Source organism: Pseudomonas artemisiae, assembly GCF_057128685.1.
The window spans coordinates 522,210-548,406 of sequence record NZ_JBSKHS010000001.1 but is presented as its reverse complement, the minus strand read 5'-3'; the positions used below and the strand labels follow the sequence as shown (position 1 = coordinate 548,406).

The 26,197-nt window shown below is 55.7% G+C and carries 34 protein-coding genes and 2 pseudogenes; 35 read left to right on the top strand and 1 reads right to left on the bottom strand.

Features of this window, described 5'->3' with window-relative positions:
- The first annotated feature begins 37 nt into the window (after positions 1 to 37).
- The 29 genes from rplC (at position 38) to bfr (ending at position 15,580) form a co-directional block, all read left to right on the top strand.
- Positions 38 to 673 carry a 50S ribosomal protein L3 gene (gene rplC, locus ACWKV4_RS02580; RefSeq protein WP_483830544.1) on the top strand — a complete coding sequence of 212 codons (636 nt, stop codon included), beginning with the start codon at positions 38 to 40 and terminating at the stop codon, positions 671 to 673.
- A gap of 12 nt (positions 674 to 685) precedes the next feature.
- A complete protein-coding gene (rplD, locus tag ACWKV4_RS02575) occupies positions 686 to 1,288 on the top strand; it encodes a 50S ribosomal protein L4 (protein WP_483830543.1) in 603 nt (200 codons plus the stop codon).
- Positions 1,285 to 1,584, top strand: coding sequence for a 50S ribosomal protein L23 (rplW, locus tag ACWKV4_RS02570; protein WP_168085197.1), 300 nt, complete (start codon positions 1,285 to 1,287; stop codon positions 1,582 to 1,584). The genes rplD and rplW overlap by 4 nt, the downstream gene beginning before the upstream one ends.
- Before the next feature lie 14 nt (positions 1,585 to 1,598).
- Positions 1,599 to 2,423 (top strand): 50S ribosomal protein L2, encoded by an 825-nt coding sequence (rplB, locus tag ACWKV4_RS02565; protein WP_483830542.1) that lies wholly within the window; start codon positions 1,599 to 1,601, stop codon positions 2,421 to 2,423.
- 15 nt (positions 2,424 to 2,438) lie between these two features.
- Entirely contained in the window at positions 2,439 to 2,714 is a 276-nt protein-coding gene (rpsS, locus tag ACWKV4_RS02560) for a 30S ribosomal protein S19 (RefSeq protein WP_004883670.1), read from the top strand.
- Positions 2,715 to 2,725: 11 nt separating this feature from the next.
- The gene (gene rplV, locus ACWKV4_RS02555) at positions 2,726 to 3,058 is read left to right on the top strand and encodes a 50S ribosomal protein L22 (RefSeq protein ID WP_168085195.1); all 333 of its coding nucleotides are present in this window, start codon (positions 2,726 to 2,728) and stop codon (positions 3,056 to 3,058) included.
- A gap of 13 nt (positions 3,059 to 3,071) precedes the next feature.
- Entirely contained in the window at positions 3,072 to 3,758 is a 687-nt protein-coding gene (rpsC, locus tag ACWKV4_RS02550; protein ID WP_168085194.1) for a 30S ribosomal protein S3, read from the top strand.
- A 12-nt stretch (positions 3,759 to 3,770) separates the two neighbouring features.
- Positions 3,771 to 4,184 carry a 50S ribosomal protein L16 gene (rplP, locus tag ACWKV4_RS02545; RefSeq protein WP_009397508.1) on the top strand — a complete coding sequence of 138 codons (414 nt, stop codon included), beginning with the start codon at positions 3,771 to 3,773 and terminating at the stop codon, positions 4,182 to 4,184.
- Complete coding sequence (gene rpmC, locus ACWKV4_RS02540; protein ID WP_483830541.1) at positions 4,184 to 4,375, top strand: 50S ribosomal protein L29; 192 nt, start codon at positions 4,184 to 4,186, stop codon at positions 4,373 to 4,375. The genes rplP and rpmC overlap by 1 nt, the downstream gene beginning before the upstream one ends.
- 2 nt (positions 4,376 to 4,377) lie before the next feature.
- Complete coding sequence (rpsQ, locus tag ACWKV4_RS02535) at positions 4,378 to 4,644, top strand: 30S ribosomal protein S17 (RefSeq protein WP_483830540.1); 267 nt, start codon at positions 4,378 to 4,380, stop codon at positions 4,642 to 4,644.
- A 23-nt stretch (positions 4,645 to 4,667) separates the two neighbouring features.
- On the top strand, positions 4,668 to 5,036 hold the full coding sequence (gene rplN, locus ACWKV4_RS02530) for a 50S ribosomal protein L14 (RefSeq protein WP_003243907.1): 369 nt from the start codon (positions 4,668 to 4,670) through the stop codon (positions 5,034 to 5,036).
- Positions 5,037 to 5,047: 11 nt separating this feature from the next.
- On the top strand, positions 5,048 to 5,362 hold the full coding sequence (rplX, locus tag ACWKV4_RS02525) for a 50S ribosomal protein L24 (RefSeq protein ID WP_483830539.1): 315 nt from the start codon (positions 5,048 to 5,050) through the stop codon (positions 5,360 to 5,362).
- 20 nt (positions 5,363 to 5,382) lie between these two features.
- A complete protein-coding gene (gene rplE, locus ACWKV4_RS02520) occupies positions 5,383 to 5,922 on the top strand; it encodes a 50S ribosomal protein L5 (protein ID WP_483830538.1) in 540 nt (179 codons plus the stop codon).
- A 13-nt stretch (positions 5,923 to 5,935) separates the two neighbouring features.
- Positions 5,936 to 6,241, top strand: a complete 306-nt coding sequence (gene rpsN / locus ACWKV4_RS02515; protein ID WP_181117536.1) for a 30S ribosomal protein S14 — start codon at positions 5,936 to 5,938, stop codon at positions 6,239 to 6,241.
- A 190-nt stretch (positions 6,242 to 6,431) separates the two neighbouring features.
- Positions 6,432 to 6,824: a 30S ribosomal protein S8 gene (gene rpsH, locus ACWKV4_RS02510; protein ID WP_483830537.1), complete on the top strand. Its 393-nt coding sequence runs from the start codon at positions 6,432 to 6,434 to the stop codon at positions 6,822 to 6,824.
- A 12-nt stretch (positions 6,825 to 6,836) separates the two neighbouring features.
- On the top strand, positions 6,837 to 7,370 hold the full coding sequence (gene rplF / locus ACWKV4_RS02505; RefSeq protein WP_483830536.1) for a 50S ribosomal protein L6: 534 nt from the start codon (positions 6,837 to 6,839) through the stop codon (positions 7,368 to 7,370).
- 10 nt (positions 7,371 to 7,380) lie between these two features.
- Entirely contained in the window at positions 7,381 to 7,731 is a 351-nt protein-coding gene (gene rplR / locus ACWKV4_RS02500; protein ID WP_168085187.1) for a 50S ribosomal protein L18, read from the top strand.
- Positions 7,732 to 7,734: 3 nt separating this feature from the next.
- Complete coding sequence (rpsE, locus tag ACWKV4_RS02495) at positions 7,735 to 8,235, top strand: 30S ribosomal protein S5 (RefSeq protein ID WP_225776114.1); 501 nt, start codon at positions 7,735 to 7,737, stop codon at positions 8,233 to 8,235.
- Positions 8,235 to 8,414, top strand: a complete 180-nt coding sequence (rpmD, locus tag ACWKV4_RS02490) for a 50S ribosomal protein L30 (RefSeq protein ID WP_181117532.1) — start codon at positions 8,235 to 8,237, stop codon at positions 8,412 to 8,414. Before rpsE ends, rpmD begins: the two co-directional genes overlap by 1 nt.
- Positions 8,415 to 8,417: 3 nt before the next feature.
- On the top strand, positions 8,418 to 8,852 hold the full coding sequence (gene rplO / locus ACWKV4_RS02485; protein ID WP_263264678.1) for a 50S ribosomal protein L15: 435 nt from the start codon (positions 8,418 to 8,420) through the stop codon (positions 8,850 to 8,852).
- The gene (secY, locus tag ACWKV4_RS02480; protein WP_483830535.1) at positions 8,853 to 10,187 is read left to right on the top strand and encodes a preprotein translocase subunit SecY; all 1,335 of its coding nucleotides are present in this window, start codon (positions 8,853 to 8,855) and stop codon (positions 10,185 to 10,187) included.
- Positions 10,188 to 10,216: 29 nt separating this feature from the next.
- Positions 10,217 to 10,333, top strand: a complete 117-nt coding sequence (gene rpmJ, locus ACWKV4_RS02475) for a 50S ribosomal protein L36 (protein WP_002555468.1) — start codon at positions 10,217 to 10,219, stop codon at positions 10,331 to 10,333.
- 130 nt (positions 10,334 to 10,463) lie between these two features.
- Complete coding sequence (gene rpsM, locus ACWKV4_RS02470) at positions 10,464 to 10,820, top strand: 30S ribosomal protein S13 (protein WP_181117530.1); 357 nt, start codon at positions 10,464 to 10,466, stop codon at positions 10,818 to 10,820.
- Between the two features lie 30 nt (positions 10,821 to 10,850).
- Positions 10,851 to 11,240, top strand: coding sequence for a 30S ribosomal protein S11 (rpsK, locus tag ACWKV4_RS02465; RefSeq protein WP_002555466.1), 390 nt, complete (start codon positions 10,851 to 10,853; stop codon positions 11,238 to 11,240).
- Between the two features lie 18 nt (positions 11,241 to 11,258).
- Positions 11,259 to 11,879, top strand: coding sequence for a 30S ribosomal protein S4 (rpsD, locus tag ACWKV4_RS02460; protein WP_483830534.1), 621 nt, complete (start codon positions 11,259 to 11,261; stop codon positions 11,877 to 11,879).
- 22 nt (positions 11,880 to 11,901) lie between these two features.
- Entirely contained in the window at positions 11,902 to 12,903 is a 1,002-nt protein-coding gene (locus tag ACWKV4_RS02455) for a DNA-directed RNA polymerase subunit alpha (protein WP_040261517.1), read from the top strand.
- Between the two features lie 43 nt (positions 12,904 to 12,946).
- A complete protein-coding gene (gene rplQ / locus ACWKV4_RS02450) occupies positions 12,947 to 13,333 on the top strand; it encodes a 50S ribosomal protein L17 (RefSeq protein WP_483830533.1) in 387 nt (128 codons plus the stop codon).
- A 170-nt stretch (positions 13,334 to 13,503) separates the two neighbouring features.
- Positions 13,504 to 14,952: a catalase gene (locus tag ACWKV4_RS02445; RefSeq protein WP_483830532.1), complete on the top strand. Its 1,449-nt coding sequence runs from the start codon at positions 13,504 to 13,506 to the stop codon at positions 14,950 to 14,952.
- A gap of 157 nt (positions 14,953 to 15,109) precedes the next feature.
- Positions 15,110 to 15,580 carry a bacterioferritin gene (gene bfr, locus ACWKV4_RS02440; RefSeq protein WP_483830531.1) on the top strand — a complete coding sequence of 157 codons (471 nt, stop codon included), beginning with the start codon at positions 15,110 to 15,112 and terminating at the stop codon, positions 15,578 to 15,580.
- A gap of 92 nt (positions 15,581 to 15,672) precedes the next feature.
- Here bfr and uvrA read toward each other — a convergent pair whose 3' ends face one another.
- Positions 15,673 to 18,510 (bottom strand): excinuclease ABC subunit UvrA, encoded by a 2,838-nt coding sequence (gene uvrA / locus ACWKV4_RS02435; protein ID WP_483830530.1) that lies wholly within the window; start codon positions 18,508 to 18,510, stop codon positions 15,673 to 15,675.
- Positions 18,511 to 18,711: 201 nt separating this feature from the next.
- Between uvrA and ACWKV4_RS02430 the strand changes: the two genes are divergently transcribed.
- From ACWKV4_RS02430 to ACWKV4_RS02405, 6 genes and pseudogenes are all read left to right on the top strand, one after another.
- Complete coding sequence (locus ACWKV4_RS02430) at positions 18,712 to 20,106, top strand: MFS transporter (protein ID WP_483830529.1); 1,395 nt, start codon at positions 18,712 to 18,714, stop codon at positions 20,104 to 20,106.
- Between the two features lie 10 nt (positions 20,107 to 20,116).
- On the top strand, positions 20,117 to 20,653 hold the full coding sequence (gene ssb, locus ACWKV4_RS02425; protein WP_483830528.1) for a single-stranded DNA-binding protein: 537 nt from the start codon (positions 20,117 to 20,119) through the stop codon (positions 20,651 to 20,653).
- Between the two features lie 141 nt (positions 20,654 to 20,794).
- Positions 20,795 to 22,012 (top strand): annotated as a pseudogene (locus tag ACWKV4_RS02420) (tyrosine-type recombinase/integrase).
- Entirely contained in the window at positions 22,009 to 23,523 is a 1,515-nt protein-coding gene (locus ACWKV4_RS02415) for a site-specific integrase (protein ID WP_483830527.1), read from the top strand. Before ACWKV4_RS02420 ends, ACWKV4_RS02415 begins: the two are co-directional and overlap by 4 nt.
- Positions 23,516 to 25,519 (top strand): annotated as a pseudogene (locus tag ACWKV4_RS02410) (integrase). The gene ACWKV4_RS02415 and the pseudogene ACWKV4_RS02410 overlap by 8 nt, the downstream one beginning before the upstream one ends.
- The gene (locus ACWKV4_RS02405; protein WP_483830526.1) at positions 25,512 to 25,916 is read left to right on the top strand and encodes a hypothetical protein; all 405 of its coding nucleotides are present in this window, start codon (positions 25,512 to 25,514) and stop codon (positions 25,914 to 25,916) included. The pseudogene ACWKV4_RS02410 and the gene ACWKV4_RS02405 overlap by 8 nt, the downstream one beginning before the upstream one ends.
- Positions 25,917 to 26,197: the final 281 nt, after the last annotated feature.

Sequence of the window (26,197 nt, the reverse complement as noted above, 5' to 3'; positions counted from 1 at the left end):
AGCGGGTGAAAGCCCCGTACACTCATGAGGTTACAACATGACTATTGGTGTAGTCGGTCGTAAACGCGGTATGACCCGCATTTTCACCGAAGATGGTGTCTCTATTCCGGTTACGGTCATTGAGATCGAGCCGAATCGCGTCACTCAGTTCAAAACCGAAGAATCCGATGGCTATCGCGCAGTGCAAGTCACTGTGGGCGAGCGTCGCGCTTCGCGTGTTACCGCCGCTCAAGCAGGTCACTTCGCCAAGGCGAACGTAGCTGCTGGCCGTGGCGTCTGGGAATTCCGTCTTGAAGAAGGCGATTACCAGGCAGGTGACCAGATCAACTCGGAACTGTTCGCAGCAGGCCAACTGGTAGACGTTACCGGTCAGTCGAAGGGTAAAGGCTTTGCCGGTACCATCAAGCGCTGGAACTTCCGTGGTCAGGACAACACCCACGGTAACTCCGTTTCCCACCGCGTTCCGGGCTCCATCGGCCAGTGCCAGACTCCTGGTCGTGTTTTCAAGGGCAAGAAAATGTCCGGTCACATGGGCGCCGAGCGCGTGACCGTCCAGTCCTTGGAAGTGGTCCGCGTTGACGCTGAACGTAACCTGCTGCTCGTCAAGGGTGCCGTTCCTGGTGCTACTGGCGGTGACGTAGTTGTACGTCCAGCTGTTAAGGCTCGCGGTTAAGGGGAAGCTGACATGCAATTAAATGTAAATGACGCGCAAGCGATCGAAGTTTCCGAACTGACCTTTGGTGGCGAATTCAACGAGACCCTGGTTCACCAGGCCGTTGTAGCTTACATGGCCGGTGGCCGTCAGGGCAGCAAGCAGCAGAAAACCCGTTCGGACGTATCCGGCGGCGGCAAGCGCCCGTGGCGCCAAAAGGGCACTGGTCGTGCCCGTGCCGGTACCATCCGTAGCCCACTGTGGCGTGGCGGTGGTACGACCTTCGCGGCTCGTCCTCAGGATCATTCTCAGAAGCTCAACAAGAAGATGTACCGCGCAGCACTGCGCTCCATCCTCGGTGAGCTGGTTCGCACTGATCGCCTGGTTGTGGTTCAGGACTTCGCTGTTGAAGCGCCTAAAACCAAAGAACTGCTGGGCAAGCTGAACGGCCTGGGCCTGACTGACGTGCTGATCGTTTCCGAAGCCGTTGATCAGAACCTGTACCTGGCTGCTCGTAACCTGCCACACGTCGACGTACGTGATGTTCAGGGTTCGGACCCAGTAAGCCTGATCGCCTACGATAAGGTGTTGATCACCGTGTCGGCCGTGAAGAAATTCGAGGAGCTGCTGGGATGAACCAGGAACGCGTATTTAAAGTTCTGCTTGGCCCGCACGTATCCGAGAAGGCTACCGGTCTGGCTGAGAAGAAAGGCCAGTTCGTCTTCAAGGTTGCGACCGACGCCACCAAGCTGGAAATCAAGAAGGCCGTCGAAACTCTGTTCGACGTAAAAGTAGAGCGCGTGACTACCCTGAACGTTTTGGGTAAGACCAAGCGTACCGCTCGGGGTCTGGGCAAGCGTAATGACTGGAAGAAGGCCGTTGTCGCTCTTCAACCAGGCCAAGATCTCGATTTCAGCAGCAGTGCTGAGTAAGGAAGGGGTGCATCATGGCAATCGTTAAATGCAAACCGACTTCCCCTGGCCGCCGTTTCGTGGTCAAGGTGGTCAACCAGGAGCTGCATAAAGGCGCTCCTTACGCTCCGCTGCTCGAGAAGAAATCGAAGTCTGGCGGTCGTAACAACAATGGTCGTATCACCACCCGCCACATTGGCGGTGGTCATAAGCAGCACTACCGTATGGTCGACTTCCGTCGCAACGACAAAGACGGCATCGCCGCGGTTGTTGAGCGTATCGAATACGATCCAAACCGTACTGCTCACCTGGCCCTTCTGCGTTATGCGGACGGCGAGCGTCGCTACATCATCGCACCTAAAGGCGTGAGCGCTGGCGACCAGTTGATCTCCGGTGCCTTGGCCCCAATCAAGCCGGGCAACAGCCTGCAGCTGCGTAACATTCCGGTTGGTAGCACCATTCACGGCATCGAGCTCAAGCCAGGCAAGGGTGCGCAAATCGCACGCTCCGCGGGTGCTTCTGCTCAGTTGGTGGCTCGCGAAGGCGTCTACGTGACCCTGCGTCTGCGCTCCGGTGAAATGCGTAAAGTGCTCTCCGAGTGCCGTGCGACCCTAGGTGAAGTTTCGAACTCCGAGCACAGCCTGCGTTCGCTGGGTAAAGCCGGTGCCAAGCGGTGGCGTGGTGTTCGCCCAACCGTTCGTGGTGTTGCCATGAACCCGGTTGACCACCCGCATGGTGGTGGTGAAGGTCGTACCTCCGGTGGTCGTCATCCGGTATCGCCATGGGGCTTCCCGACCAAGGGCGCGAAAACCCGTGGTAATAAGCGTACCGACAACATGATCGTCCGTCGTCGCAAGTAATTTGAGGATACGACAGTGCCACGTTCTCTGAAAAAAGGTCCTTTTATCGATCTTCACCTGTTGAAGAAGATCGAAGTGGCGGCGGAAAAGAATGATCGCAAACCAGTTAAAACCTGGTCGCGTCGTTCGATGATTCTGCCGCAAATGGTAGGTTTGACCATCGCCGTTCATAACGGTCGTCAGCACGTTCCGGTTCTCGTGAGCGAAGACATGGTCGGCCATAAACTGGGCGAGTTCGCCGGTACCCGCACATATCGTGGGCACGTGGCTGACAAGAAAGCCAAGCGTTAAGGGGTAAGGAAATGGAAGTAGCCGCTAAGTTGTCGGGCGCTCGCATATCCGCCCAGAAAGCCCGCTTGGTCGCCGACCAGATTCGCGGGAAGAAGGTGGGCGAAGCGCTCAACCTGTTGGCCTTCAGCAGCAAGAAGGCCGCTGAAGTCATGAAGAAAGTCCTGGAGTCGGCCGTTGCCAACGCCGAACACAACGAAGGCGCAGACGTCGACGACCTAAAAGTGTCGACTGTTTTCGTCAACGAAGGGCGTTCGCTGAAGCGCATCATGCCGCGAGCCAAAGGCCGCGCTGATCGCATCGTCAAGCGGTCTTGCCATATCACTGTCAAGGTTGCGGACAAGTAACGGAGTCGATCAGATGGGTCAGAAAGTACATCCCGTTGGCATTCGCCTGGGAATCGTCAAGGAGCACACCTCCGTCTGGTACGCAGACGGTCGGACCTACGCAGACTATCTGCTGGCGGATCTGAAAACGCGTGAGTTCCTGCAAGACAAACTAAAAAGCGCGTCCGTAAGCCGTATCGATATCCATCGTCCGGCTCAGACTGCACGTATCACCATCCACACCGCTCGTCCCGGCATCGTGATCGGCAAGAAAGGTGAAGATGTTGAGAAACTGCGTCAGGACCTGACCAAGCAAATGGGTGTGCCCGTGCACATCAATATCGAAGAAATCCGCAAGCCGGAGCTCGACGGTATGTTGGTTGCACAGAGCGTAGCTCAGCAGCTGGAACGCCGCGTAATGTTCCGTCGCGCCATGAAACGCGCCGTACAGAACGCCATGCGTATTGGTGCCAAGGGCATCAAGATCCAGGTGAGCGGTCGTCTGGGCGGTGCTGAAATCGCACGTACTGAATGGTATCGCGAAGGTCGTGTGCCCCTGCACACCCTGCGTGCCGATATCGACTATGCCACCTACGAAGCTCACACCACCTATGGTGTGATTGGTGTCAAGGTTTGGATCTTCAAAGGCGAAGTAATTGGTGGTCGCCAGGAAGAGCTGAAACCTCAAGCACCTGCGCCTCGTAAAAAAGCTGCCAAGTAAGGGGTACGCCAAATGTTGCAACCAAAGCGTACAAAATTCCGCAAGCAGATGACCGGCCACAACCGTGGTCTGGCACTGCGCGGTAGCAAAGTCAGCTTCGGCGAGTTCGCCTTGAAAGCTGTTGCTCGCGGCCGCCTCACCGCCCGCCAGATCGAATCGGCACGTCGTGCCCTGACCCGTCATGTTAAGCGTGGCGGCAAGATCTGGATTCGCGTGTTCCCGGATAAGCCGGTTACCAAGAAGCCTCTTGAAGTGCGGATGGGTAAAGGTAAGGGTAGCGTCGAGTATTGGGTAGCCCAGATCCAGCCAGGCAAGGTCCTGTACGAGATCGAAGGTGTTTCCGAAGAGCTGGCGCGTGAGGCATTCGCCCTGGCGGCTGCAAAGCTGCCTCTCGCCACCTCCTTTGTTAAGCGGACGGTGATGTGATGCAAGCGAAAGATCTTCGTGAGAAATCAGCACAGCAACTGAACGAGCAATTGCTCGGCTTGCTGCGCGATCAGTTCAATCTGCGCATGCAGAAGGCAACTGGTCAGTTGGGGCAGTCTCACCTGCTCTCGCAAGTGAAGCGTGACATCGCTCGCGTGAAAACTGTGCTCAACCAGCAGGCAGGTAAGTAATCATGGCTGAAGCCGAAAAAACCGTCCGTACGCTGACTGGCCGTGTCGTCAGCGACAAGATGGACAAAACCATCACCGTTCTGATCGAGCGTCGCGTTAAGCACCCGATCTACGGTAAGTACGTCAAGCGTTCGACTAAGCTGCACGCTCACGACGAGACCAATCAGTGCCACGTTGGTGACAAGGTCACCATTCGTGAAACCCGTCCGGTCGCTAAGACCAAGAACTGGGCCCTGGTTGAAATCGTTGAACGCGCTGTTGAAGTCTAAGGGCTAGGGGTCGGAGATATTTTATGATTCAGACTCAATCCATGCTCGATGTGGCCGATAACAGCGGCGCTCGTCGCGTAATGTGCATCAAGGTTCTCGGCGGCTCTCACCGCCGTTACGCCGGCATTGGTGACATCATCAAAGTTACCGTCAAGGAAGCCATTCCTCGCGGTAAGGTCAAGAAAGGCCAGGTGATGACCGCTGTTGTCGTACGTACCCGTCACGGTGTGCGCCGGGCTGATGGTTCCATCATCCGCTTCGACGGCAACGCTGCTGTTCTGTTGAACAACAAGCAAGAGCCGATCGGCACCCGTATCTTTGGGCCAGTGACCCGTGAACTTCGCTCTGAGAAGTTCATGAAGATCGTCTCGCTCGCCCCAGAAGTGCTGTAAGGAGATCCGACATGCAAAAGATTCGTCGTGACGACGAGATCATCGTGATCGCCGGCAAAGACAAGGGCAAGCGCGGTAAGGTGTTGCAGGTATTGGCTAACGACCGTTTGGTCGTTGGCGGAGTAAACCTGGTCAAGCGCCATACCAAGCCGAATCCGATGGCTGGCATTCAAGGCGGTATCGTCGAGAAAGAAGCGCCTCTGCACGCTTCCAACGTTGCCATCTTCAATGGTGAAACCAACAAGGCGGACCGCGTTGGCTTCAAGGTAGAAGACGGCAAGAAAATTCGTGTCTTCAAGTCGACCCAAAAAGCGGTTGATGCTTGAACACTGCTAGGTAGAAGACAATGGCACGACTAAAAGAGATTTACCGGAAGGACATCGCCCCCAAGCTTAAGGAAGAACTTAAGCTTGGCAACGTAATGGAAGTTCCGCGCGTTACCAAGATCACCTTGAACATGGGTCTGGGCGAGGCGATCGGTGACAAGAAGGTCATCGAGCACGCAGTAGCCGACCTGGAAAAGATCACTGGTCAAAAGCCTGTCGTTACTTACGCTCGCAAATCCATCGCGGGCTTCAAAGTACGTGAAGGCTGGCCGATCGGTGTCAAGGTTACCCTGCGTCGCGACCGTATGTACGAATTCCTGGATCGTCTGCTTTCGATCTCCCTGCCTCGGGTTCGCGACTTCCGCGGCCTGAATGCCAAGTCCTTCGATGGTCGTGGTAACTACAGCATGGGCGTAAAAGAGCAGATCATCTTCCCGGAAATCGATTACGACAAGATCGATGCTCTTCGCGGTCTGGACATCACCCTGACCACTACCGCCCGTTCGGACGACGAAGGCCGCGCTCTGCTGCGTGCATTCAAGTTCCCGTTCCGTAACTGATAGGAGTCGGACCATGGCTAAGACGAGCATGAAAAACCGCGAGCTGAAGCGTCAGCAAACGGTAGCCAAGTACGCTAAAAAGCGTGCCGAGCTGAAGGCCACCATCGTCAACCTGAACGCTACTCCGGAAGAGCGCTGGGCAGCCAGCGTTGCTCTGCAGAAGCAGCCACGTGACGCCAGCGCATCGCGCCTGCGCAACCGTTGCCGCCTGACCGGTCGTCCTCACGGTGTATACCGTAAGTTCGGCCTGGCGCGTAACATGCTGCGCCAAGCTGCAATGCGTGGTGACGTACCAGGCTTGGTTAAAGCCAGCTGGTAAGTCCCAGACCGCGGTAGTTTATTCCGCCGCTGGTCATGCAATACGCTCAAGCCCCTCATGGGGCTTGATTCGTTTCTGAGGTATGACTAGAATGATCGGCTCGCCTGAGCCTGGGCTTTGCCTTGGGCGGTCCACAGGCGATTTTTGCAGCCGTATGGCTCGTTTTTTATGTATCAGGAGCGTCTAGCCCATGAGTATGCAGGACCCGTTAGCGGACATGCTAACTCGCATCCGTAATGCCCAGATGGCTGAAAAGTCCGTCGTCAGCATGCCTTCTTCTACGTTGAAGGTTGCGGTAGCCAAAGTTCTGAAGGACGAAGGTTACATCGCGGGTTATCAGGTCACCAGCGAAGCCAAACCTTCGTTGTCCATCGAGCTGAAGTACTTCGAAGGCCGTCCGGTTATCGAGGAAGTCAAGCGCGTCAGCCGTCCTGGCTTGCGTCAGTATAAATCCGTCGACGACCTTCCAAAGGTTCGTGGCGGCCTCGGCGTTTCGATCGTTTCCACCAACAAAGGTGTGATGACTGATCGTGCTGCGCGCGCTGCCGGTGTCGGTGGCGAAGTCCTTTGCACCGTGTTCTAAGGGGGGATAAGCATGTCTCGCGTCGCTAAAAACCCCGTCAGGCTGCCTGCCGGCGTTGAAGTAAAATTCGCCGGTCAGCAACTGTCGATCAAAGGTGCCAAAGGTACCCTCGAGCTGAACGTTCACTCGTCTGTTGAAGTGGTCGAAGAGGGCGGTGAACTGCGCTTCTCCGCTCGCAACGGTGACCAGCAGACTCGCGCAATGGCCGGCACCACCCGTGCACTGGTCAACAACATGGTGCAGGGCGTAAGCCAAGGCTTCGAGCGTAAGCTCCAGCTGGTTGGCGTAGGTTACAAGGCTCAGGCCAAGGGCGATGTTCTGTCCCTGGCGCTCGGTTTCTCGCACCCGGTTGATTATCAGCTGCCGCAAGGCGTTACCGCTGAAACTCCAAGCCAAACCGATATCCTGATCAAGGGCATCGACAAGCAGCTCGTAGGCCAGGTTGCCGCGGAAATCCGCGACTTCCGTCGTCCAGAGCCGTACAAAGGCAAGGGTGTCCGTTACGCGGATGAAGTCGTCCGCCGTAAAGAAGCCAAGAAGAAGTAGGGCCTAGCAAATGACCGACAAAAAAGTTACTCGTCTGCGTCGCGCTCGCAAAGCACGCCTGAAAATGCACGAGCTCGAAACCGTGCGTCTGTGCGTGTACCGCTCTTCGCAGCACATTTATGCCCAGGTGATTTCGGCCGACGGCAGCAAGGTCTTGGCAAGCGCTTCGACCTTGGACAAAGAACTGCGTGATGGCGCCACCGGCAACATCGACGCCGCCACTAAGGTTGGCCAACTGGTTGCTGAGCGTGCGAAAGCCGCTGGCGTTTCCCAAGTGGCTTTCGACCGTTCTGGCTTCAAGTACCACGGTCGCGTTAAAGCGCTGGCTGATGCTGCTCGTGAAGGCGGGCTGGAGTTCTAAGTTATGGCAAATAACGATCAAAAGCGCGACGAAGGCTACATCGAGAAGCTGGTTCAGGTTAACCGCGTTGCCAAGACCGTTAAAGGTGGTCGTATCTTCACCTTTACCGCGTTGACCGTGGTAGGTGATGGCAAGGGTCGCGTCGGCTTCGGCCGTGGCAAATCCCGCGAAGTACCTGCAGCTATTCAGAAAGCCATGGAAGCCGCTCGCCGCAACATGATTCAGGTTGATCTGAACGGCACCACCCTGCAGTACGCTACCAAGTCCGCCCATGGCGCGTCCAAGGTGTACATGCAGCCCGCTTCTGAAGGTACCGGCATCATCGCCGGCGGCGCGATGCGTGCCGTACTGGAAGTTGCCGGTGTTCAGAACGTTCTGGCCAAGTGCTACGGTTCGACCAACCCGGTCAACGTGGTACACGCCACGTTCAATGGTCTGAAAGCCATGCAGTCCCCTGATTCTATCGCCGCCAAGCGCGGTAAGAGCGTCGAGGAGATTCTGTAATGTCTGCCACCTTGAAAGTTACCTTGATCAAGAGCACCGCTGGCCGCCTGCCTAACCACAAACTGTGCGTTAAAGGCTTGGGTCTGCGTCGCATCGGTCATACCGTGGAAGTCTTGGATACTCCCGAGAATCGCGGAATGATCAACAAGGCTTACTACATGCTGCGCGTCGAGGGTTAATCGATGAAACTCAATGATCTGAGTCCAGCGCCGGGTTCCCGTCGCGAAAAGCATCGTCCGGGCCGTGGTATCGGTAGCGGTTTGGGCAAGACCGGTGGCCGCGGCCACAAAGGTCAAACCTCTCGCTCCGGTGGCACCATTGCTCCTGGCTTTGAAGGCGGTCAACAGCCGCTGCATCGTCGCCTGCCGAAATTCGGCTTTGTTTCGCTGAAAGCCATGGACCGCGCCGAAGTGCGTACGTCCGAGCTGGCCAAGGTGGAAGGTGATGTCGTCACTGTGCAATCCCTCAAGGATGCCAACGTGATCAACCAAAACGTTCAGCGTGTGAAAATCATGCTGTCCGGCGAGGTTACTCGTGCGGTCACCCTGAAGGGCATCGCCGCCACCAAAGGTGCGCGCGCGGCTATCGAAGCAGCTGGCGGCAAATTCGAGGAATAAATGGCTAAGCAAGGTGCTCTCTCAGCGCTCAGCAAAAGTGGGGGTTTGTCCGAACTCTGGGCTCGTCTGCGTTTCCTGTTTCTGGCGATCATCGTCTACAGGATTGGCGCACACATCCCGGTGCCAGGTATAAACCCTGACCGGCTGGCGGACCTGTTCCGACAGAATGAGGGGACCATTCTTAGCTTGTTCAACATGTTTTCCGGCGGCGCGCTTGAACGCATGAGCATCTTTGCACTGGGAATCATGCCGTATATTTCGGCATCGATCATCATGCAGTTGATGACGGCGATCAGCCCGCAGTTGGAGCAGTTGAAGAAGGAAGGTGAAGCTGGCCGTCGCAAGATCAGCCAGTACACCCGCTACGGCACTGTGATCCTGGCATTGGTCCAGGCCATTGGCATGTCCATTGGCCTGGCCAACCAGGGCGTCGCGTTTTCCGCAGGCTTTAGTTTCTACTTCGTGGCAGTTTCCACCTTCGTGGCGGGCGCGCTGTTCATGATGTGGCTGGGTGAGCAGATTACCGAACGCGGTGTTGGCAACGGTATCTCGATGTTGATTTTCTCGGGTATCGTCGCTGGTCTTCCAAGAGCGATCGGGCAGTCCTTCGAGTCTGCGCGCATGGGTGATATCAACATTTTCGCCTTGATCGCGATTGGGTTGCTGGCAGTAGCGATCATCGGTTTCGTGGTGTTCATCGAGCGTGGTCAGCGTCGCATCGCGGTGCACTATGCCAAGCGTCAGCAGGGCCGCAAGGTCTTTGCCGCGCAAACGAGCCACTTGCCGTTGAAAGTGAACATGGCGGGCGTTATTCCCGCCATTTTCGCGAGCAGCATCTTGCTGTTCCCGGCTTCGCTGGGTGCCTGGTTCGGTCAGTCCGAAGGTATGGGCTGGTTGCAGGACGTCTCGCAGTCGATCGCGCCTGGTCAGCCGTTGAATATCTTGCTGTTTACCGCAGGGATTATTTTCTTCTGCTTCTTCTACACGGCATTGATGTTCAACCCGAAAGACGTAGCGGAAAACCTGAAGAAGTCCGGTGCCTTTATTCCGGGTATCCGTCCAGGCGAGCAGTCGGCACGCTACATTGATGGTGTTCTGACCCGCTTGACCATGTTCGGTGCTCTATACATGACGGCCGTGTGCCTGCTTCCACAGTTCCTTGTGGTTGCGGCAAATGTACCGTTCTACCTTGGCGGGACCTCGTTGTTGATCGTGGTAGTGGTTGTGATGGACTTTATGGCCCAAGTGCAATCCCACCTCGTTTCGCACCAGTACGAATCCCTGATGAAGAAAGCCAACCTGAAGGGGTACGGCGGCAGCAATATGCTGCGCTGATGCGCCCATAAGGTTCGAGGAGTTGGTCGATGAAAGTTCGTGCATCGGTGAAAAAGCTGTGCCGCAACTGCAAGATTATCCGCCGCGAAGGTGTCGTGCGCGTGATCTGCAGCGCGGAACCACGTCACAAGCAGCGCCAAGGCTGATTGTGAGCTGTGCTTAAGCCCGGCAGCTAGTGTGCTGCCGGGTTGATTAATTGTTTCTACAGCGATATCATCTCGCGCCCTATTTCTTGGCTTCCGGGGCGCAGGTAGCTGTCAATTGGAGTCCCACTGAATGGCCCGTATTGCAGGCGTTAACATTCCAGATAACAAGCATGCTGTTATCTCGCTGACCTACATCTATGGTGTTGGTCGCACTACCGCGCAGAAAATCTGTGCGGACGCCGGTGTAAACCCGGCCGCAAAGATCAAGGATCTGAGCGACGAGCAAATCGAACTGCTGCGTGGCGAAGTTGCGAAGTTCACCACCGAAGGTGACCTGCGTCGTGACATCAACATGAAGATCAAGCGCTTGATGGACCTGGGTTGCTACCGTGGCCTGCGTCATCGCCGCGGTCTGCCGGTTCGCGGTCAGCGCACCAAGACCAACGCCCGTACCCGTAAGGGTCCGCGCAAGCCGATCCGCAAGTAATCGCGCCAGCGAATCGACAGGAAATTAGTCATGGCAAAACCTGCTGCTCGTCCTCGTAAGAAAGTCAAAAAGACAGTGGTTGATGGCATCGCCCATATCCACGCGTCTTTCAACAACACCATCGTGACCATTACCGACCGTCAAGGTAACGCCCTGTCCTGGGCTACCTCCGGTGGTTCGGGTTTCCGCGGTTCACGCAAGTCCACCCCGTTCGCTGCTCAGGTAGCGGCCGAGCGTGCTGGTCAAGCTGCGCTGGAATATGGCCTGAAAAACCTCGACGTGAACGTCAAGGGTCCAGGTCCAGGTCGTGAGTCCGCTGTCCGTGCTTTGAACGGCTGTGGCTACAAGATCGCCAGCATCACCGACGTGACGCCAATCCCGCATAACGGGTGCCGTCCGCCGAAGAAGCGCCGCGTGTAATTCAGGAGACGATAGATAATGGCTCGTTATATTGGTCCAAAATGCAAGCTGGCTCGTCGTGAAGGCACTGACCTGTTCCTGAAAAGTGGCGTTCGCGCTCTGGAATCCAAGTGCAATATCGAAGCAGCCCCAGGTATCCACGGCCAGCGCCGTGGCCGTCAGTCCGACTACGGCACCCAGCTGCGCGAGAAGCAAAAAGTTCGTCGTATCTACGGCGTACTTGAGCGTCAATTCAGTGGTTACTACAAGCAGGCCGCTAGCCAGAAGGGCGCCACCGGCGAAAACCTTCTGCAGCTGCTTGAGTGCCGTCTGGACAACGTCGTTTACCGTATGGGCTACGGCGCCACTCGCGCTGAATCTCGCCAACTGGTATCGCACAAGTCGATCACCGTTAATGGCAACGTGGTAAACGTCCCGTCCTTCCAGGTACGTGCTGGTGACGTGGTTGCAGTTCGTGAAAAGGCTAAAAACCAGCTGCGCATCGCTCAAGCCCTTGAGTTGTGTGCCCAGCGTGGCCGCGTTGAGTGGGTAGAAGTAGACGTCGAGAAGAAATCTGGCACTTTCAAAAGTGTTCCAGCTCGCAGCGATCTCTCCGCCGACATCAACGAAAACCTGATCGTCGAGCTCTACTCCAAGTAAGGGCTAGAAAGTAGGTGCATCCATGCAGATTTCGGTAAATGAGTTTCTGACGCCCCGCCATATCGATGTGCAGGTCGTCAGCCCAACCCGCGCCAAGATCACGCTCGAGCCTCTCGAGCGCGGTTTCGGCCACACCCTGGGCAACGCGCTGCGTCGCATCCTGTTGTCCTCCATGCCTGGCTGTGCAGTAGTAGAAGCCGAGATCGACGGTGTACTCCATGAGTACAGCGCCATTGAAGGTGTTCAGGAAGATGTCATTGAAATCCTGCTCAACCTCAAAGGTCTGGCCATCAAGCTGCATGGTCGTGACGAAGTTACGCTGACCTTGTCCAAAAAAGGTTCGGGGGTGGTTACCGCTGCCGATATTCAGCTGGATCATGATGTCGAGATCGTGAATCCCGAGCATGTAATCGCGAACCTGGCGTCTAACGGCGCCTTGAACATGAAGCTTGTCGTAGCTCGTGGTCGCGGTTACGAGCCGGCTGACTCGCGTCAGAGTGACGATGACGAAAGCCGCAGCATTGGTCGCTTGCAGCTGGATGCTTCGTTCAGCCCGGTACGCCGTATTGCCTACGTGGTGGAAAACGCCCGTGTGGAACAGCGCACCAACTTGGACAAGCTGGTCATCGACTTGGAAACCAACGGTACCCTGGACCCGGAAGAAGCTATCCGTCGTGCCGCGACCATCCTGCAACAGCAGCTGGCCGCGTTCGTGGATCTGAAGGGTGACAGCGAACCAGTCGTTATCGAGCAAGAAGATGAGATCGACCCGATTCTTCTGCGCCCGGTTGACGATCTGGAGTTGACTGTACGTTCGGCTAACTGCCTTAAGGCGGAAAACATTTACTACATCGGTGACCTGATTCAGCGCACTGAAGTAGAACTGTTAAAGACTCCGAACCTGGGCAAGAAGTCCCTGACCGAAATCAAGGACGTCTTGGCCTCCCGCGGTCTTTCCCTCGGCATGCGCCTCGATAACTGGCCGCCGGCAAGTCTTAAGAAGGATGATAAGGCCACGGCCTGATCGTCGTAATCACCGAACGTAGAGTTTCGGTAAGGAATGAACCATGCGTCATCGTAAAAGTGGTCGTCACCTAAGCCGCACCAGTTCGCACCGCAAGGCCATGTTCCAGAACATGGCGGTGTCGCTGTTCGAACACGAGCTGATCAAAACCACCCTGCCGAAAGCCAAGGAACTGCGTCGCGTTGCCGAGCCGCTGATCACCCTGGCCAAGGAAGACAGCGTTGCCAATCGTCGTCTGGCTTTCGATCGTACTCGTTCGAAGTCGGCCGTAGGCAAACTGTTCAATGACTTGGGCAAGCGCTATGCTACCCGTGAAGGCGGCTACCTGCGCATCCTCAAGTGCGGCTTCCGTGCTGGGGATAACGCACCCATGGCCTATGTTGAGTTGGTTGACCGTCCGGTCGCTGGCGTTGTTGAAGCCGCTGAATAAGCTGCTTTAGCTGAGCAAAGAACCGAGCCTAGGCTCGGTTTTTTGTTGTCTGGTTTTAGTAAAAATCTATCAGCTATCTATCCCTAATATAATTAGTCCGCTTCGCTCACCCTCTTCATAATTATCGCTAACCGGGATAACCGGATCAGACGATTGATAGAGAGCGCCTTATGAGCGATAACACGACCCTCACCACCGCTAGCGGTGCCCCTGTTGCAGACAACCAAAATTCCAGATCCGCTGGCCCCCGCGGCCCGCTACTGCTCGACGACTTTCACTTGGTCGAAAAGCTCGCTCATTTCAACCGTGAAAATATTCCTGAGCGCCGCGTACACGCTAAAGGTTCAGGTGCCTTCGGCACCTTCACGGTTACTCGCGATATCACCCAATACACCGGTGCCAAGCTGTTTAGCGAAGTAGGCAAGCAAACACCTATCCTCCTGCGCTTCTCCACCGTGGGTGGCGAACGTGGCTCAGCGGATACCGCTCGCGACCCCCGCGGCTTTGCGCTGAAGTTTTATACCGAAGAAGGTAACTGGGACATCGTAGGCAACAATACGCCCGTGTTCTTTATTCGCGATCCTATGAAGTTTCCCGACTTCATCCATACTCAAAAACGTCTGCCCCAGAGCCACCTCAAAAGCGCTCAGATGATGTGGGACTTCTGGTCTCATTCTCCCGAGTCGCTGCATCAGGTCACCATTCTGTTCAGTGACCGGGGTATCCCAGACGGCTACCGACATATGCACGGCTTTGGCAGCCATACCTATAGCCTGGTAAATGCCCAAGGCCAGCGTGTATGGGTGAAGTGGCACTACAAAACCCAGCAAGGGATCAAGAACCTGGCTCCTGAGGATGCTGAGCGTCTTGCCGGTAGCGACCCGGATTACGCCCAACGGGACTTGTTCGAGGCTATTGAGCGCGGTGAGTGTCCACGTTGGACCGCCTGCATCCAGGTGATGACCGAGGAGCAAGCCAACCGGCATCCGGAAAACCCCTTTGACGTGACCAAGGTGTGGTCCCAGAAGCAATTCCCGCTGATCGAAGTGGGCACGCTGGAGCTTAACCGGAACCCGCAGAACTACTTTGCGGAAGTAGAACAAGCCGCCTTTGGCCCTAGCAACATGATCCCTGGTGTAGGCCTGTCGCCTGACCGCATGTTGCAAGGCCGCGTATTTGCGTACGCCGATGCCCATCGCTACCGCATAGGTACTAACTTCCAACAGCTGCCAGTAAACGCTGCTGTGAGCCCAGTGAACAATTACCAGCGTGATGGCGCTATGCGCTTCGGAAGCAACGGCGGGGCACTGCCGAACTACGAGCCGAACAGCTATGCCCAAGCACCCAAGCAAGCGCCTCACTACGCAGAGCCTGGGCTGCCCGTCAGTGGCGAGGCGACTCGGTATGACCACCGCACCGACGGGGATTACCACAGCCATGCGCGCGCGCTGTTCCGATTGATGAGCACAGAGCAACAGCAACTGCTAATCAGCAATATCGCTAGTGCCATGCAAGGCGTAAGTGAAGAGGTAGTGCAGCGCCAGCTGGCGCACTTCTACCAAGTGGACACTGCCTACGGTGAAGGTATTGCCAAAGCCTTGGGCGTATCGATTAACTAAGTAGAAACGAGAAGAAGAACCGCCCTCATTTGGGCGGTTTTTCGCATCTCGTTGGCATGTTTTTGCAGAATTTCGCAATATTTTGCTGATTAAGCATCGACCCCTGGTCAGCGATGGGCCAAACTATGCATCAATCAAACGTTACGAGATGTGGGCCATGCAAGGTCATCCAGATGTCATTGACTACCTCAACACGCTGCTGACCGGCGAGCTGGCGGCCCGAGACCAGTATTTCATCCACTCACGGATGTATGAAGATTGGGGTTTTGCGAAGCTGTACGAGCGCATCAACCATGAAATGGAAGAAGAGGCCGGCCATGCCGATGCCTTGATGCGGCGGATTCTGATGCTCGAAGGCACCCCGCGCATGCGGCCAGACGACTTGGACGTAGGTACTACGGTTCCGGAGATGCTGCAAAGCGATTTGCGCCTCGAATACAAAGTACGGGCCGCACTGTGCAAGGGCATCGCTCTGTGCGAGCAGCACCGTGATTATGTAAGCCGGGATATCCTCAAGCTGCAATTGGCGGATACCGAGGAAGACCACACCTATTGGCTGGAGAAGCAGTTGGGCCTGATCCGACGCATTGGGCTGCAGAACTATCTGCAGTCGCAGATGGGTAACTAACCACTGTTCTGCACCCCTGTAGGGGCCAGCAAAGCTTGCGAAAAGCTCTCTTCGCTAGCTGCGCTAGCGCCTACGGGTGACCTAGGCCAAAGTCAGGTTTTATCTCTCTCCAACAACGGCTTCAGGTATTTTCCGGTATAGGACTGAGGCATCTTGGCCACCTGTTCTGGCGTGCCACACGCAATGATCTGCCCACCGCGTGACCCACCCTCCGGTCCCAAGTCCACCAGCCAGTCCGCGGTCTTGATCACGTCTAGGTTGTGCTCAATCACCACTACGGTATTGCCGTGGTCCCGCAGCCGGTGCAACACATCCAGCAGCTGCTGAATATCCGCGAAGTGCAAGCCGGTAGTGGGCTCATCGAGTATGTACAGCGTTTTGCCGGTGTCGCGCTTGGACAACTCTCGGGACAGCTTCACCCGTTGAGCCTCACCGCCTGACAATGTGGTCGCTGACTGGCCCAACTTGATATACGACAGCCCTACATCCATCAGCGTTTGCAGCTTGCGCGCCAGGGCAGGCACGGCGTCGAAGAAGGTGCGCGCCTCTTCGATGGTCATACCCAGCACCTCATCAATGCTTTTGCCCTTGTACCGGACCTCCAGGGTTTCCCGGTTATAACGCTTGCTTTTGCAGACGTCGCAGGGCACGTAGATGTCCGGCAAAAAGTGCATTTCTACCTTGATCAAACCGTCGCCTTGGCACGCTTCACAGCGGCCGCCCTTCACGTTGAAGGAGAACCGCCCTGGGCCGTAACCTCGGGCACGGGCCTCGGGCACACCGGCGAATAGCTCACGGATAGGCGTGAACAACCCGGTGTAGGTCGCGGGGTTGGACCGTGGCGTGCGGCCAATGGGGCTTTGGTCAATGTCCACGACTTTGTCCAAATGCTGCAAGCCGTCGATGCTGTCATGGGCCGCTGGTTCAAGCGTGGTGGCACCGTTCAACGCCGTGGCGCTTAGGGGGAACAGCGTATTGTTGATCAGGGTAGACTTACCCGAACCTGATACACCGGTCACACACGTCAGCAGCCCGATAGGGACCTCAAGGTCCACATTACGCAGGTTATTGCCGCGCGCGCCTTTGATACTAAGGGTGAGTTTTTTATCTCGCGGCGTACGTTTGGCCGGGTAGACGATCTTCTTGCGCCCAGACAAATAGGCACCGGTCAGGGAATCAGGGTGCGCCATCACTTCTTCAGGCGTGCCCTCAGCCACGATAGCGCCGCCATGCACACCGGCGCCAGGGCCAATGTCCACCACGTAGTCGGCCAGGCGGATAGCGTCTTCATCGTGCTCGACCACGATCACCGTATTACCAATGTCGCGAAGGTGGTTGAGGGTCGCCAACAGACGGTCGTTGTCGCGCTGATGCAGGCCAATGGACGGCTCGTCGAGGATATACATCACCCCCACCAAGCCAGCGCCGATCTGGCTGGCCAAGCGAATGCGCTGTGCCTCGCCACCAGACAAGGTATCCGCACTACGGTCCAGGGTCAGATAGTCCAGGCCTACGTTGACCAGGAACTGCAAACGCTCGCGGATTTCCTTGAGGATCTTGTCCGCGATCTCGCCTTTGCGCCCGGTGAGTTGCAAGCCACCGAAATATTCCCAAGCCTCGCCAATAGGCAAACCGGTGACTGCCGGCAAGGTTTTCTCGCCTACCCACACGTGGCGGGATTCGCGACGCAAGCGGGTCCCCCGGCATTCAGGGCAGGGTTGGGTGCTAAGGTATTTGGCCAGATCTTCGCGCACGCTGGTGGATTCGGTTTCCCGATAGCGCCGCTCCAGGTTCGGCACGATGCCCTCAAAGGGATGGGAGCGCTTGACAATATCTCCACGGTCGTTGAGGTAACGGAAGTCCACGTTGTCCTTGCCGCTACCGTAGAGCAGCAGTTTTTGCTTCTCTGCCGGCAGCCCGCCGAAGGGTTTCTCGAGGCTGAACTTATAGTGAGAGGCAAGCGAACCCAACATCTGGAAGTAATAGACGTTGCGCCTGTCCCAGCCGCGAATCGCCCCTTCACCCAGGGTAAGCTCGCCGTTGACCAGGCGCTTAGGGTCGAAGAACTGCTTTACGCCCAAGCCGTCGCAAGTAGGGCAGGCACCAGCAGGGTTGTTAAAAGAAAACAGCTTCGGTTCCAGCTCACTGATGGCATGGCCGCAGATAGGGCAGGCGAAGCGCGCCGAGAAGATCATATCTTCGGCTTTGTCGCCTTCCTCCATAGCCGCCACCAAGGCGATACCGTCCGCAAGCTTGAGCGCGGTCTCAAAGGATTCGGCCAGGCGCTGTTGAAGGTCCGAACGGACCTTGAAGCGGTCCACCACCACATCGATGCTGTGCTTTTTTTGTTTGTCCAGTTTGGGCGCTTCGTCCAGCTCGTGCAGCTTGCCGTCGATACGCGCTCGCACGAAGCCCTGAGCGCGCAGCTCTTCCAGCACGCCCAAATGTTCACCCTTACGCTCGCGAATCACCGGCGCCAGTAGCATCAGGCGACGGCCTTCGGGTTCGGCCAATACCAAGTCCACCATCTGCGAAACGGTCTGGGCTTCCAGAGGCGTGTCGTGGTCCGGGCAGCGAGGCGTACCCACGCGGGCGTAGAGCAGACGCAGGTAGTCGTATATCTCGGTGATGGTCCCCACGGTGGAGCGGGGGTTGTGAGAGGTGGACTTCTGCTCGATGGAAATGGCCGGCGACAGGCCTTCGATAGTGTCCACGTCCGGTTTTTCCATCATGGACAGGAACTGCCGGGCATAGGCCGACAGCGACTCCACATAACGGCGTTGACCTTCGGCATACAGGGTATCGAACGCCAGGGAAGACTTGCCCGACCCCGAAAGGCCCGTGATGACGATCAGTTTGTCGCGCGGCAGAGTAAGGTCAATGTTTTTCAGGTTGTGGGTGCGTGCCCCACGAATCAGGATCTTGTCCAAGGCGGCCTCGCTCGGCGGGCATAAACACAAAAGTATACGGGGCCTGCCGGGCAAACTCACTTCCCGGCCTGCTGCGGCCCTTAGGGCCTGGATCGAGCGCGTGGCTGGCATGAAAATCCATTCATGCGGCATAGCGTCACTCAATGTGCCGTCAAACGATCGGACTGGTAGAATCCTGACCGGTTCACACGAGGTATATCCATGCAAGATCTTCACAGCGAACGCATGAGTGGTGGCGAAACCCGCGCCGCCGCCGGCCTGGCGCTGGTGTTCGCCTTCCGCATGCTAGGCATGTTCATGGTGTTGCCAGTATTGGCCACCTATGGCATGGATCTAAACGGCGCCACCTTGCCCCTGATTGGCTTGGCCATTGGTGCCTATGGGTTGACCCAGGCGGTGCTGCAAATACCCTTCGGGATGATCTCAGACCGCATAGGCCGCTTGCCGGTGATCTACGTGGGCCTGGTAGTGTTTGCCATTGGCAGCCTGGTGGCCGCCCAGGCCGATGGCATCTGGGGCGTTATCTTGGGCCGCGTGCTGCAAGGCGCGGGTGCGATCTCCGCGGCGGTGATGGCATTGCTGTCAGACCTTACCCGCGAACAACACCGAACCAAGGCCATGGCCATGATCGGTATGAGCATTGGTTTGTCCTTCGCCGTGGCCATGGTGGTTGGCCCGCTGCTTACCCGGGCCTTTGGGCTCAGTGGGCTGTTTATGGCCACGGGCGTGCTGGCGCTGTTGGGCATCCTGATCGTCGCCTTCGTGGTGCCGCGTTCCACCCGGGCGCTACGCCATCGTGAGTCCGGCGTGGCCCGCCAGGCCATCGGCCCTACCTTGCGCCACCCGGACCTGCTGCGCCTGGATGCAGGGATCTTCATTCTCCATGCCATCCTGATGTCCAGCTTCGTGGCGCTGCCCCTGGCCTATGTAGAGCGGGCTGGGCTGCCGAAAGAGCAGCACTGGTGGGTGTACCTCACTGCCCTGCTTGTTTCATTCTTCGCAATGGTTCCGTTCATCATCTATGGCGAAAAGAAGCGCAAAATGAAGCGCGTGCTCCTCGGGGCAATCGTGGTGCTGGCGCTAACCGAACTGTACTTCTGGGCCTTCGCTCAAAGCCTCAGCGGTTTGGTCATCGGCACCGTGGTGTTCTTCACCGCGTTCAACCTATTGGAAGCCTCACTGCCGTCGCTGGTGAGCAAGGTATCGCCTGCGGGTGGCAAGGGCACGGCCATGGGTGTGTACTCCACCAGCCAGTTTCTGGGCGCGGCCTTGGGGGGCATCCTCGGTGGCTGGATGTTCCAGCACGGTGGCCTTGGCGGGGTGTTCCTGGGGTGCGCGGTATTGCTCATGCTGTGGATAGCTATTGCTGGTACTATGCGGGAACCACCCTATGTCACCAGCCTGCGCCTGCCGCTCACGCCTGAAGCGCTGAACGAAGCGGGGCTGAGCGAGCGGCTGATGGCCGTTCCGGGGGTAACAGACGCCGTGGTGGTGGCCGAGGAAGCCGCCATTTACATCAAACTGGACACGAAAATTTTGGACCGCACCGCCCTCGACGCGCTGGTAAATCCGCGCCAGGGCACATGCGAAGCCTAGGAGAACGTTTATGGCCCGCGGGGTTAACAAAGTCATACTGGTCGGCACTTGCGGCCAGGATCCTGAAGTACGCTACTTGCCCAATGGCAACGCCGTGACCAATCTCAGCCTGGCGACCAGCGAGCAGTGGACTGACAAGCAAAGCGGTCAGAAAGTCGAACGCACCGAATGGCACCGCGTATCGATGTTCGGCAAGGTAGCGGAAATCGCCGGTGAGTACCTGCGCAAGGGCTCCCAGGTGTACATTGAAGGCAAGCTGCAAACCCGCGAGTGGGAAAAAGACGGCATCAAGCGGTATACCACGGAAATCATCGTGGACATGCAGGGCACCATGCAGTTGCTCGGCGGCCGCCCACAGGGTGAGCAACAAGGCCAAGGCGGCGGCAATGGTGGCGGCAACTACAACCAAAGCCAAGCTCCACGCCAGCAGGCCCCCCGCCCGCAGTCCCAACCCCAGCAGTCCCGCCCGGCGCCGCAGCAGCAACAGCCTGCACAACAGCAACCGCCTGCGGACTTCGACAGCTTTGATGATGATATTCCGTTCTAGGGAATACCTTAGAGTTTTTTGTAAGGTTTCGGCCCGAGGCCCCCGCATTGCGGGGGTTTCGCGTTTTTACGGTCGGTAAAAATATCTTGAGCACGTTCTTAAGAATTCATACCCTGTAAAGACGTAAAGAAGGAGCCTGCCGTGGAGCTGTCAACTCGGAGAATCAAATCCTCGAATGGTGAACGATTTATCGTTCTAGTCGATGAGGGCGGGATGCCTCTGTTCTACCCTGCGTTGTACGTTACTGTGCACATGCGGGGGCGCTCACTGGCGGTGAACACAATTCAGAATGCGCTCAATGCGCTTAAAGCCATGTACGCCTAGCAGAGCTACTACAGCATTGATGTCGAGTCGCGTTTCGCGCGCGGAGAGCTCCTTCAGAGCCACGAAATCCATTCCCTGCGTGATTTCATGCAGAAACCGTTGACCGACGAGTATGACGGCACCGTGGTTTCGATTTCCCGCAGGCCCAAAGCAGTTAGCACAACCAACCAATATGCACGCATGTCAGTGATTGCCGATTACCTAGGCTTCCTCGCTGAACAGCTCCTATCGCCATCTACTTCGGGTCGCGAAGGTATTGCGCGAATGGCTGCCCAGATCAAAGCCAACCGTCCGAGGACGTCGAATAAGTCCAACGTAAGTCGGGAGGAAAAGCATCTCGATGACACAGTGCTTGATACGCTCGAAGAAGCTTTGAGGCCAGGGTCAGACAGCAATCCAGTGCGTGAATATGCAGTCCAGATGCGCAATGCTTTGATGTTCTCCATTCTCCGCATCACGGGACTCCGTCGCGGTGAACTGCTGAATCTGAAAGTCGAAGACATCGATTTTGCGATGAACACATTGAAAGTGGTTAGACGCCCAGACTCCAAGGGTGATCCTAGGGCTTATCAGCCAGTTGCGAAGACACGAGAACGTGTCTTCCCGTTGATGCCCGAGCTTGTGGATCGGATTCGTGGCTATGTGCTAAGTCATCGAAATAAAGTGCCGGGCGCCAAGAAGCATGGCTATCTCTTTGTAACGCACGAATCGGGAGGTTCGCAGGGGCTGCCGCTATCGAACGCTGGGTTCGGTAAGTTCATTGGAGAGCTGAAGCATACCCTTGAAGGCCATAGCGGTATTCACGCTCATTCGCTACGCCATCATTGGAACTATTCCTTCTCGAAAACTTGCGAGAGTCAGGGCATGACGCCTGAGCGCGAAGAAAAGATTCGTTCATACCTCATGGGCTGGAGCGAGACGTCCGGGACGGCAGCAAACTACAACCGTAGGCATATCAAAGAGCAGGCTGGTAGAGCGGTGCTGGAGCTTCAAAACAAACATCTTGGTAAAGCACATAAGGGAGGTGCTTTATGAGCTTGCTGTCTTCATACGCGAATGCAAACGCAGAGTTTTACTCGAGGGAAGGATATCTGGTCAGGTTTGATGGTGAGCGATGGAAGCTGAGCAGGGACGTTGAGATCCCGATGTTTGCTCTGTCAGGAGCCATGAGCACAGAGCTGTTTATCTCGTTCCGGCATGTGCTCGCGTTCTATGCGAAGACGAATGCGCCGTCTCACGCGAATAACTTATTTAGGCGTTGCAAACACTATGTAGAAGCGACCGTGGGGCTGCCCCTTTTCAGTGTCGAATCCTTGATTTCGTACCGCTCTACGTTGGAAACGAAAACAGAATGGTATTTGGGAACGTTGCGCGGACTCATTAGGCAATGGGCTGACCTCGGTTACACCGGTATTCCCCCAGAGACTCTCTCATTGTTGGATAAATGGACGCTCAAAGGCAATGAAAAAGGTTATGCAGTCCAATCAATGTGCCCTGACAGCGGACCGCTGACCGATATCGAAATGGAAGGCGTTACCGCAGCAGTCATGAGAGATTACACTAGTAACCGTCTAGAGCTTGTCGATGCGTGTTATGCAATGACCTTGGCTATGACCGGGCGTCGACCTAGTCAAATCACCGGATTGAAGTTGAAAGACCTTATTCAGCACTTAGGCAGGTTCTTCATCAATTTTCCTCGCGCCAAGCAGCGTAATCAGCCTTGGCGCTCCGATTTCAATAAGTTTGCGATAGTCGAAGATCTCTGGCTACTTTTGCAGCAGCAAGCCATGCATGTTCGGCAGGCATTTGCCAAAAGGTTAGGAGTGGAAGTTCCAGCGGATCTGGTAGTTGAGCTGCCGCTTTTCCCGGAGTTAGACGCTTTCGACGTGCGGTCCGAGCTTAATATTCAACTCAGTGGAGATCGTTTGCATGCCCCAAGCGCTTCTGTATACGAATCGATGGTTCTGGTGGCAGAAACGACAAAGGTGTTCAGTGAGCGCACAGGCGTCCTGATTCGTCTTAATCCGACCCGTTTTCGTTATACGCTCGGTACCAATCTAGCGCGGGAAGGACACGGGGAGTTCGTTATCGCAGAAGCACTCGACCATTCCGACACGCAAAACGCTGGCGTATACGTGCGAAACATTCCTGAGATTGTCGAGCGGATTGACAAGGCTGTAGCGTTGCAGCTGGCACCCATCGCACAAGCATTCCAAGGTGTGCTTGTTGTATCTGAGGTAGACGCAAAGCGAGGCAATGACCCAAATAGCAGAATTTCCAATGGTACTGTAAACCTCGGTAATTGCGGCAGTTACGGTTTTTGCGGCGCCTTAGCGCCTATTGCCTGCTACACCTGCAATCATTTCCAGCCTTGGTTAAACGGTCCGCATGAAGCTGTCCTGGATGGCTTGATCTACGAGCGCGACAACGTGCTAGAGCAGACCCAAGACAGAAAAATTGCTTCCGTTAACGATCGATTGATTCTTGCGGTGAGCGATGTGGTTAGACGCTGTAATGCAATGAGAAGAGAGGTAGCTCGTGGCTGAAGTTCTTCTGTTTACGCCAAAGCACTTGCTTGATGCCAGAACCAATCTGAAAGATTTCATCGAGATGTGTCGTGACAGGCTTACGGTGTTCGGCGCTGATCTCGATTGGGGGCGCGACGCATGGCCGGGGGTTGGTAATTTCACGGTTATGGGTGCACCGGCTCGGGGCTTCACCGCCAGTCAACTTCTGAATTCCGAGATTGTTCCTTTCGCCAAATCTTATGTGCGCTATCAGCAAGGGCATAATCCCAGCAAACTTAAGAATGAGTTCAAAGCGATCCGCTGCATCGAGAAGGCGCTTCTACAAGTGAAGGGGAGGGCCGATGTCACGCTGACGGACATTCAGGTAATGGATATAGCTGCGGAGATCGCTCGAGAGTACAACGCGACCGCATATCAAGCAGGGACCAGCTTGGTTCACCTCGTTAAATTTCTCAACGAAAGTAAAATTATTCCAGCGGCTATCAATTGGAAAAATCCGATCTCCAAACCCAAGGAAATTCATCGGACAGATGTTGAGGGGAAAAAGAAACGGGCTGAAAAAATGCCCGACCAGCACTTGCTCGAATTCATGGGTGAAATGTTCGCAAACGATCCTCAAGCCCCTCGCGATCGTTTCACAACCTCGATCTTTGCGTTGTTGATGTGCGCTCCGTCGCGTATCAGTGAGGTGCAGGATATGCCGGTCAGCTGCCTGCATTCAGAAATTGACTCTAAAGGCGTCGAACGCCTTGGACTGCGTTTCTATGCTGGGAAAGGTTACGGTGCTGACGTCAAGTGGGTTTCAACCGTGACGAAAGAGATAGCCGTTGAGGCGGTGCGTCGACTCACCCAGATGTCAGAAGAAGGGCGTAGGCTCGCTACTTGGTATGAAACGCACCCTGACAAGTTCTATCGTCACGTGGACTGTCCGAATGTTGGCGAGCTTGATCCGCTAACAGGTGAGCAGGCGGCAATGGCGCTAGGTTTGCAGGTGAAGCGCCTGAATCTCGGTCCGTACTTTAAGGGCTATGAGCCTTATCAGATCCTGAAGGCAAACGGCCAGCCTTTGACCTTGGCGTTCCTGAACAAGTTTGCTCATAGCCGACTACCGGAAGGCTGGCCTTGGAAGAACAAAGAACGGCATATCAAATACTCAGAAGCACTCTGCTGCTTCCGCCGTCATGAGATGCACCCTGATCGTATCAGCCCTTTGCTGCTTTGGACTCCGGGCAAAAGCACCTTTACTACAGATCTGAACTACATTCCGGGCCAAGAAAGAAATATTTGGCGTCGTCATGGCTACACCAATCGGGATGGGACGCAGATTTCCATGACTTCGCATCAGTTGCGGCACTTCTTAAATACAGTTGCTCAAAGGGGCGACCTTGGCCAGCTTGATCTGGCAAAGTGGTCAGGTCGCGCGAACATCCACCAGAATGCTACCTATAATCACATGAGCGACGATGAATACGTTGACCTGGCTCGAATAGCTGGATTAGGTGGCGTCCTCGATAAAGTAAAGGCTAATGCTCCGGTAACATTTGCTGACCTAGATGCCGTCGGAGACGGAATTGCTCACGTAACCGAATATGGCTTTTGTGTTCACGATTTTTCCATGCTGCCATGTCAGAAGCATCGCGACTGCTTGAACTGCACTGAGCAGGTTTGCATCAAGGGAGACGAGGAAAGGCTAAAGCGCCTGATGCAGCAGCGGGATGGCATTCTTAAGCAGTTGGAAAAGGCACGAGAGGCCACTGTAGATGGGATGTATGGTGCTGATCGGTGGAGTCAGCATCAACAAAAAACCCTGCAACGGGTCTGTCAGCTCATCGAGATACTTGAATCGCCGAACACGCCGATGGGGTCAGTAATTCGCTTGAGCAACGATCAAGAGTTCAGTCCCTTGAAGCGTGAATTGGCTGCCCGCTAGGGGACTGCGAAGCTCTCAAAATCTGCGCCAGAGATCCCCGTTCTTGATGAGTTGCGTTCGCTGTTTGGAGGGGATTATGGCTAAGCATTTAACCGGCAAGGACATTGCGATTTTGATAAACGTGATTGATTCCTGGGAAGGTAAGCTGGGGTGGGAAACGCTATGCGATGCAGTGGCACCTCTGATAGGTGCGCGGCCGACTAGACAAACGCTGAGCTCACACAGCAAAGTAAAGGCTGCTTTTGGATATAAAAAGCAACAGCAAAAAAGCGGGCGTGTCACGACCAAGAGGCCGGCCAGTTTGAGTATCGCAGAACAGCGTATCGCACGCTTGGAGAGTGAGAATAGTCGTTTGAAAAGTGAAAACTCACACCTTTTGGAGCGGTTCATTAAGTGGCAGTACAACGCTTATAAGCATGGTCTATCGAAAGAAAAACTTGATGCCGAACTTCCTTCAATTGACAGGGCGCCGCTTGTGTGAATCATGGAAACATGTTTTTTAATAGAATTTTTCATGCTGATTTTATAAAATTATAGTCTAGTTGAGCTTAGCGCTTAACCACTCTCTCATGCGCGCGCCATCCCGCCTCATTTCCTCACGTAACGACTGCAGCTCAGTTTCGGTAAGAAACATGTCGGGGCGGGGACGCGTTTTAGAATGTTTCGATAAGTCAATGCGGCTCAGTCTTGATATTGTTTCTTCGACGGTTAAAATGCATGGCGACTCTTTTGGGTGAACCTTGATAAACATGTACGACCCTC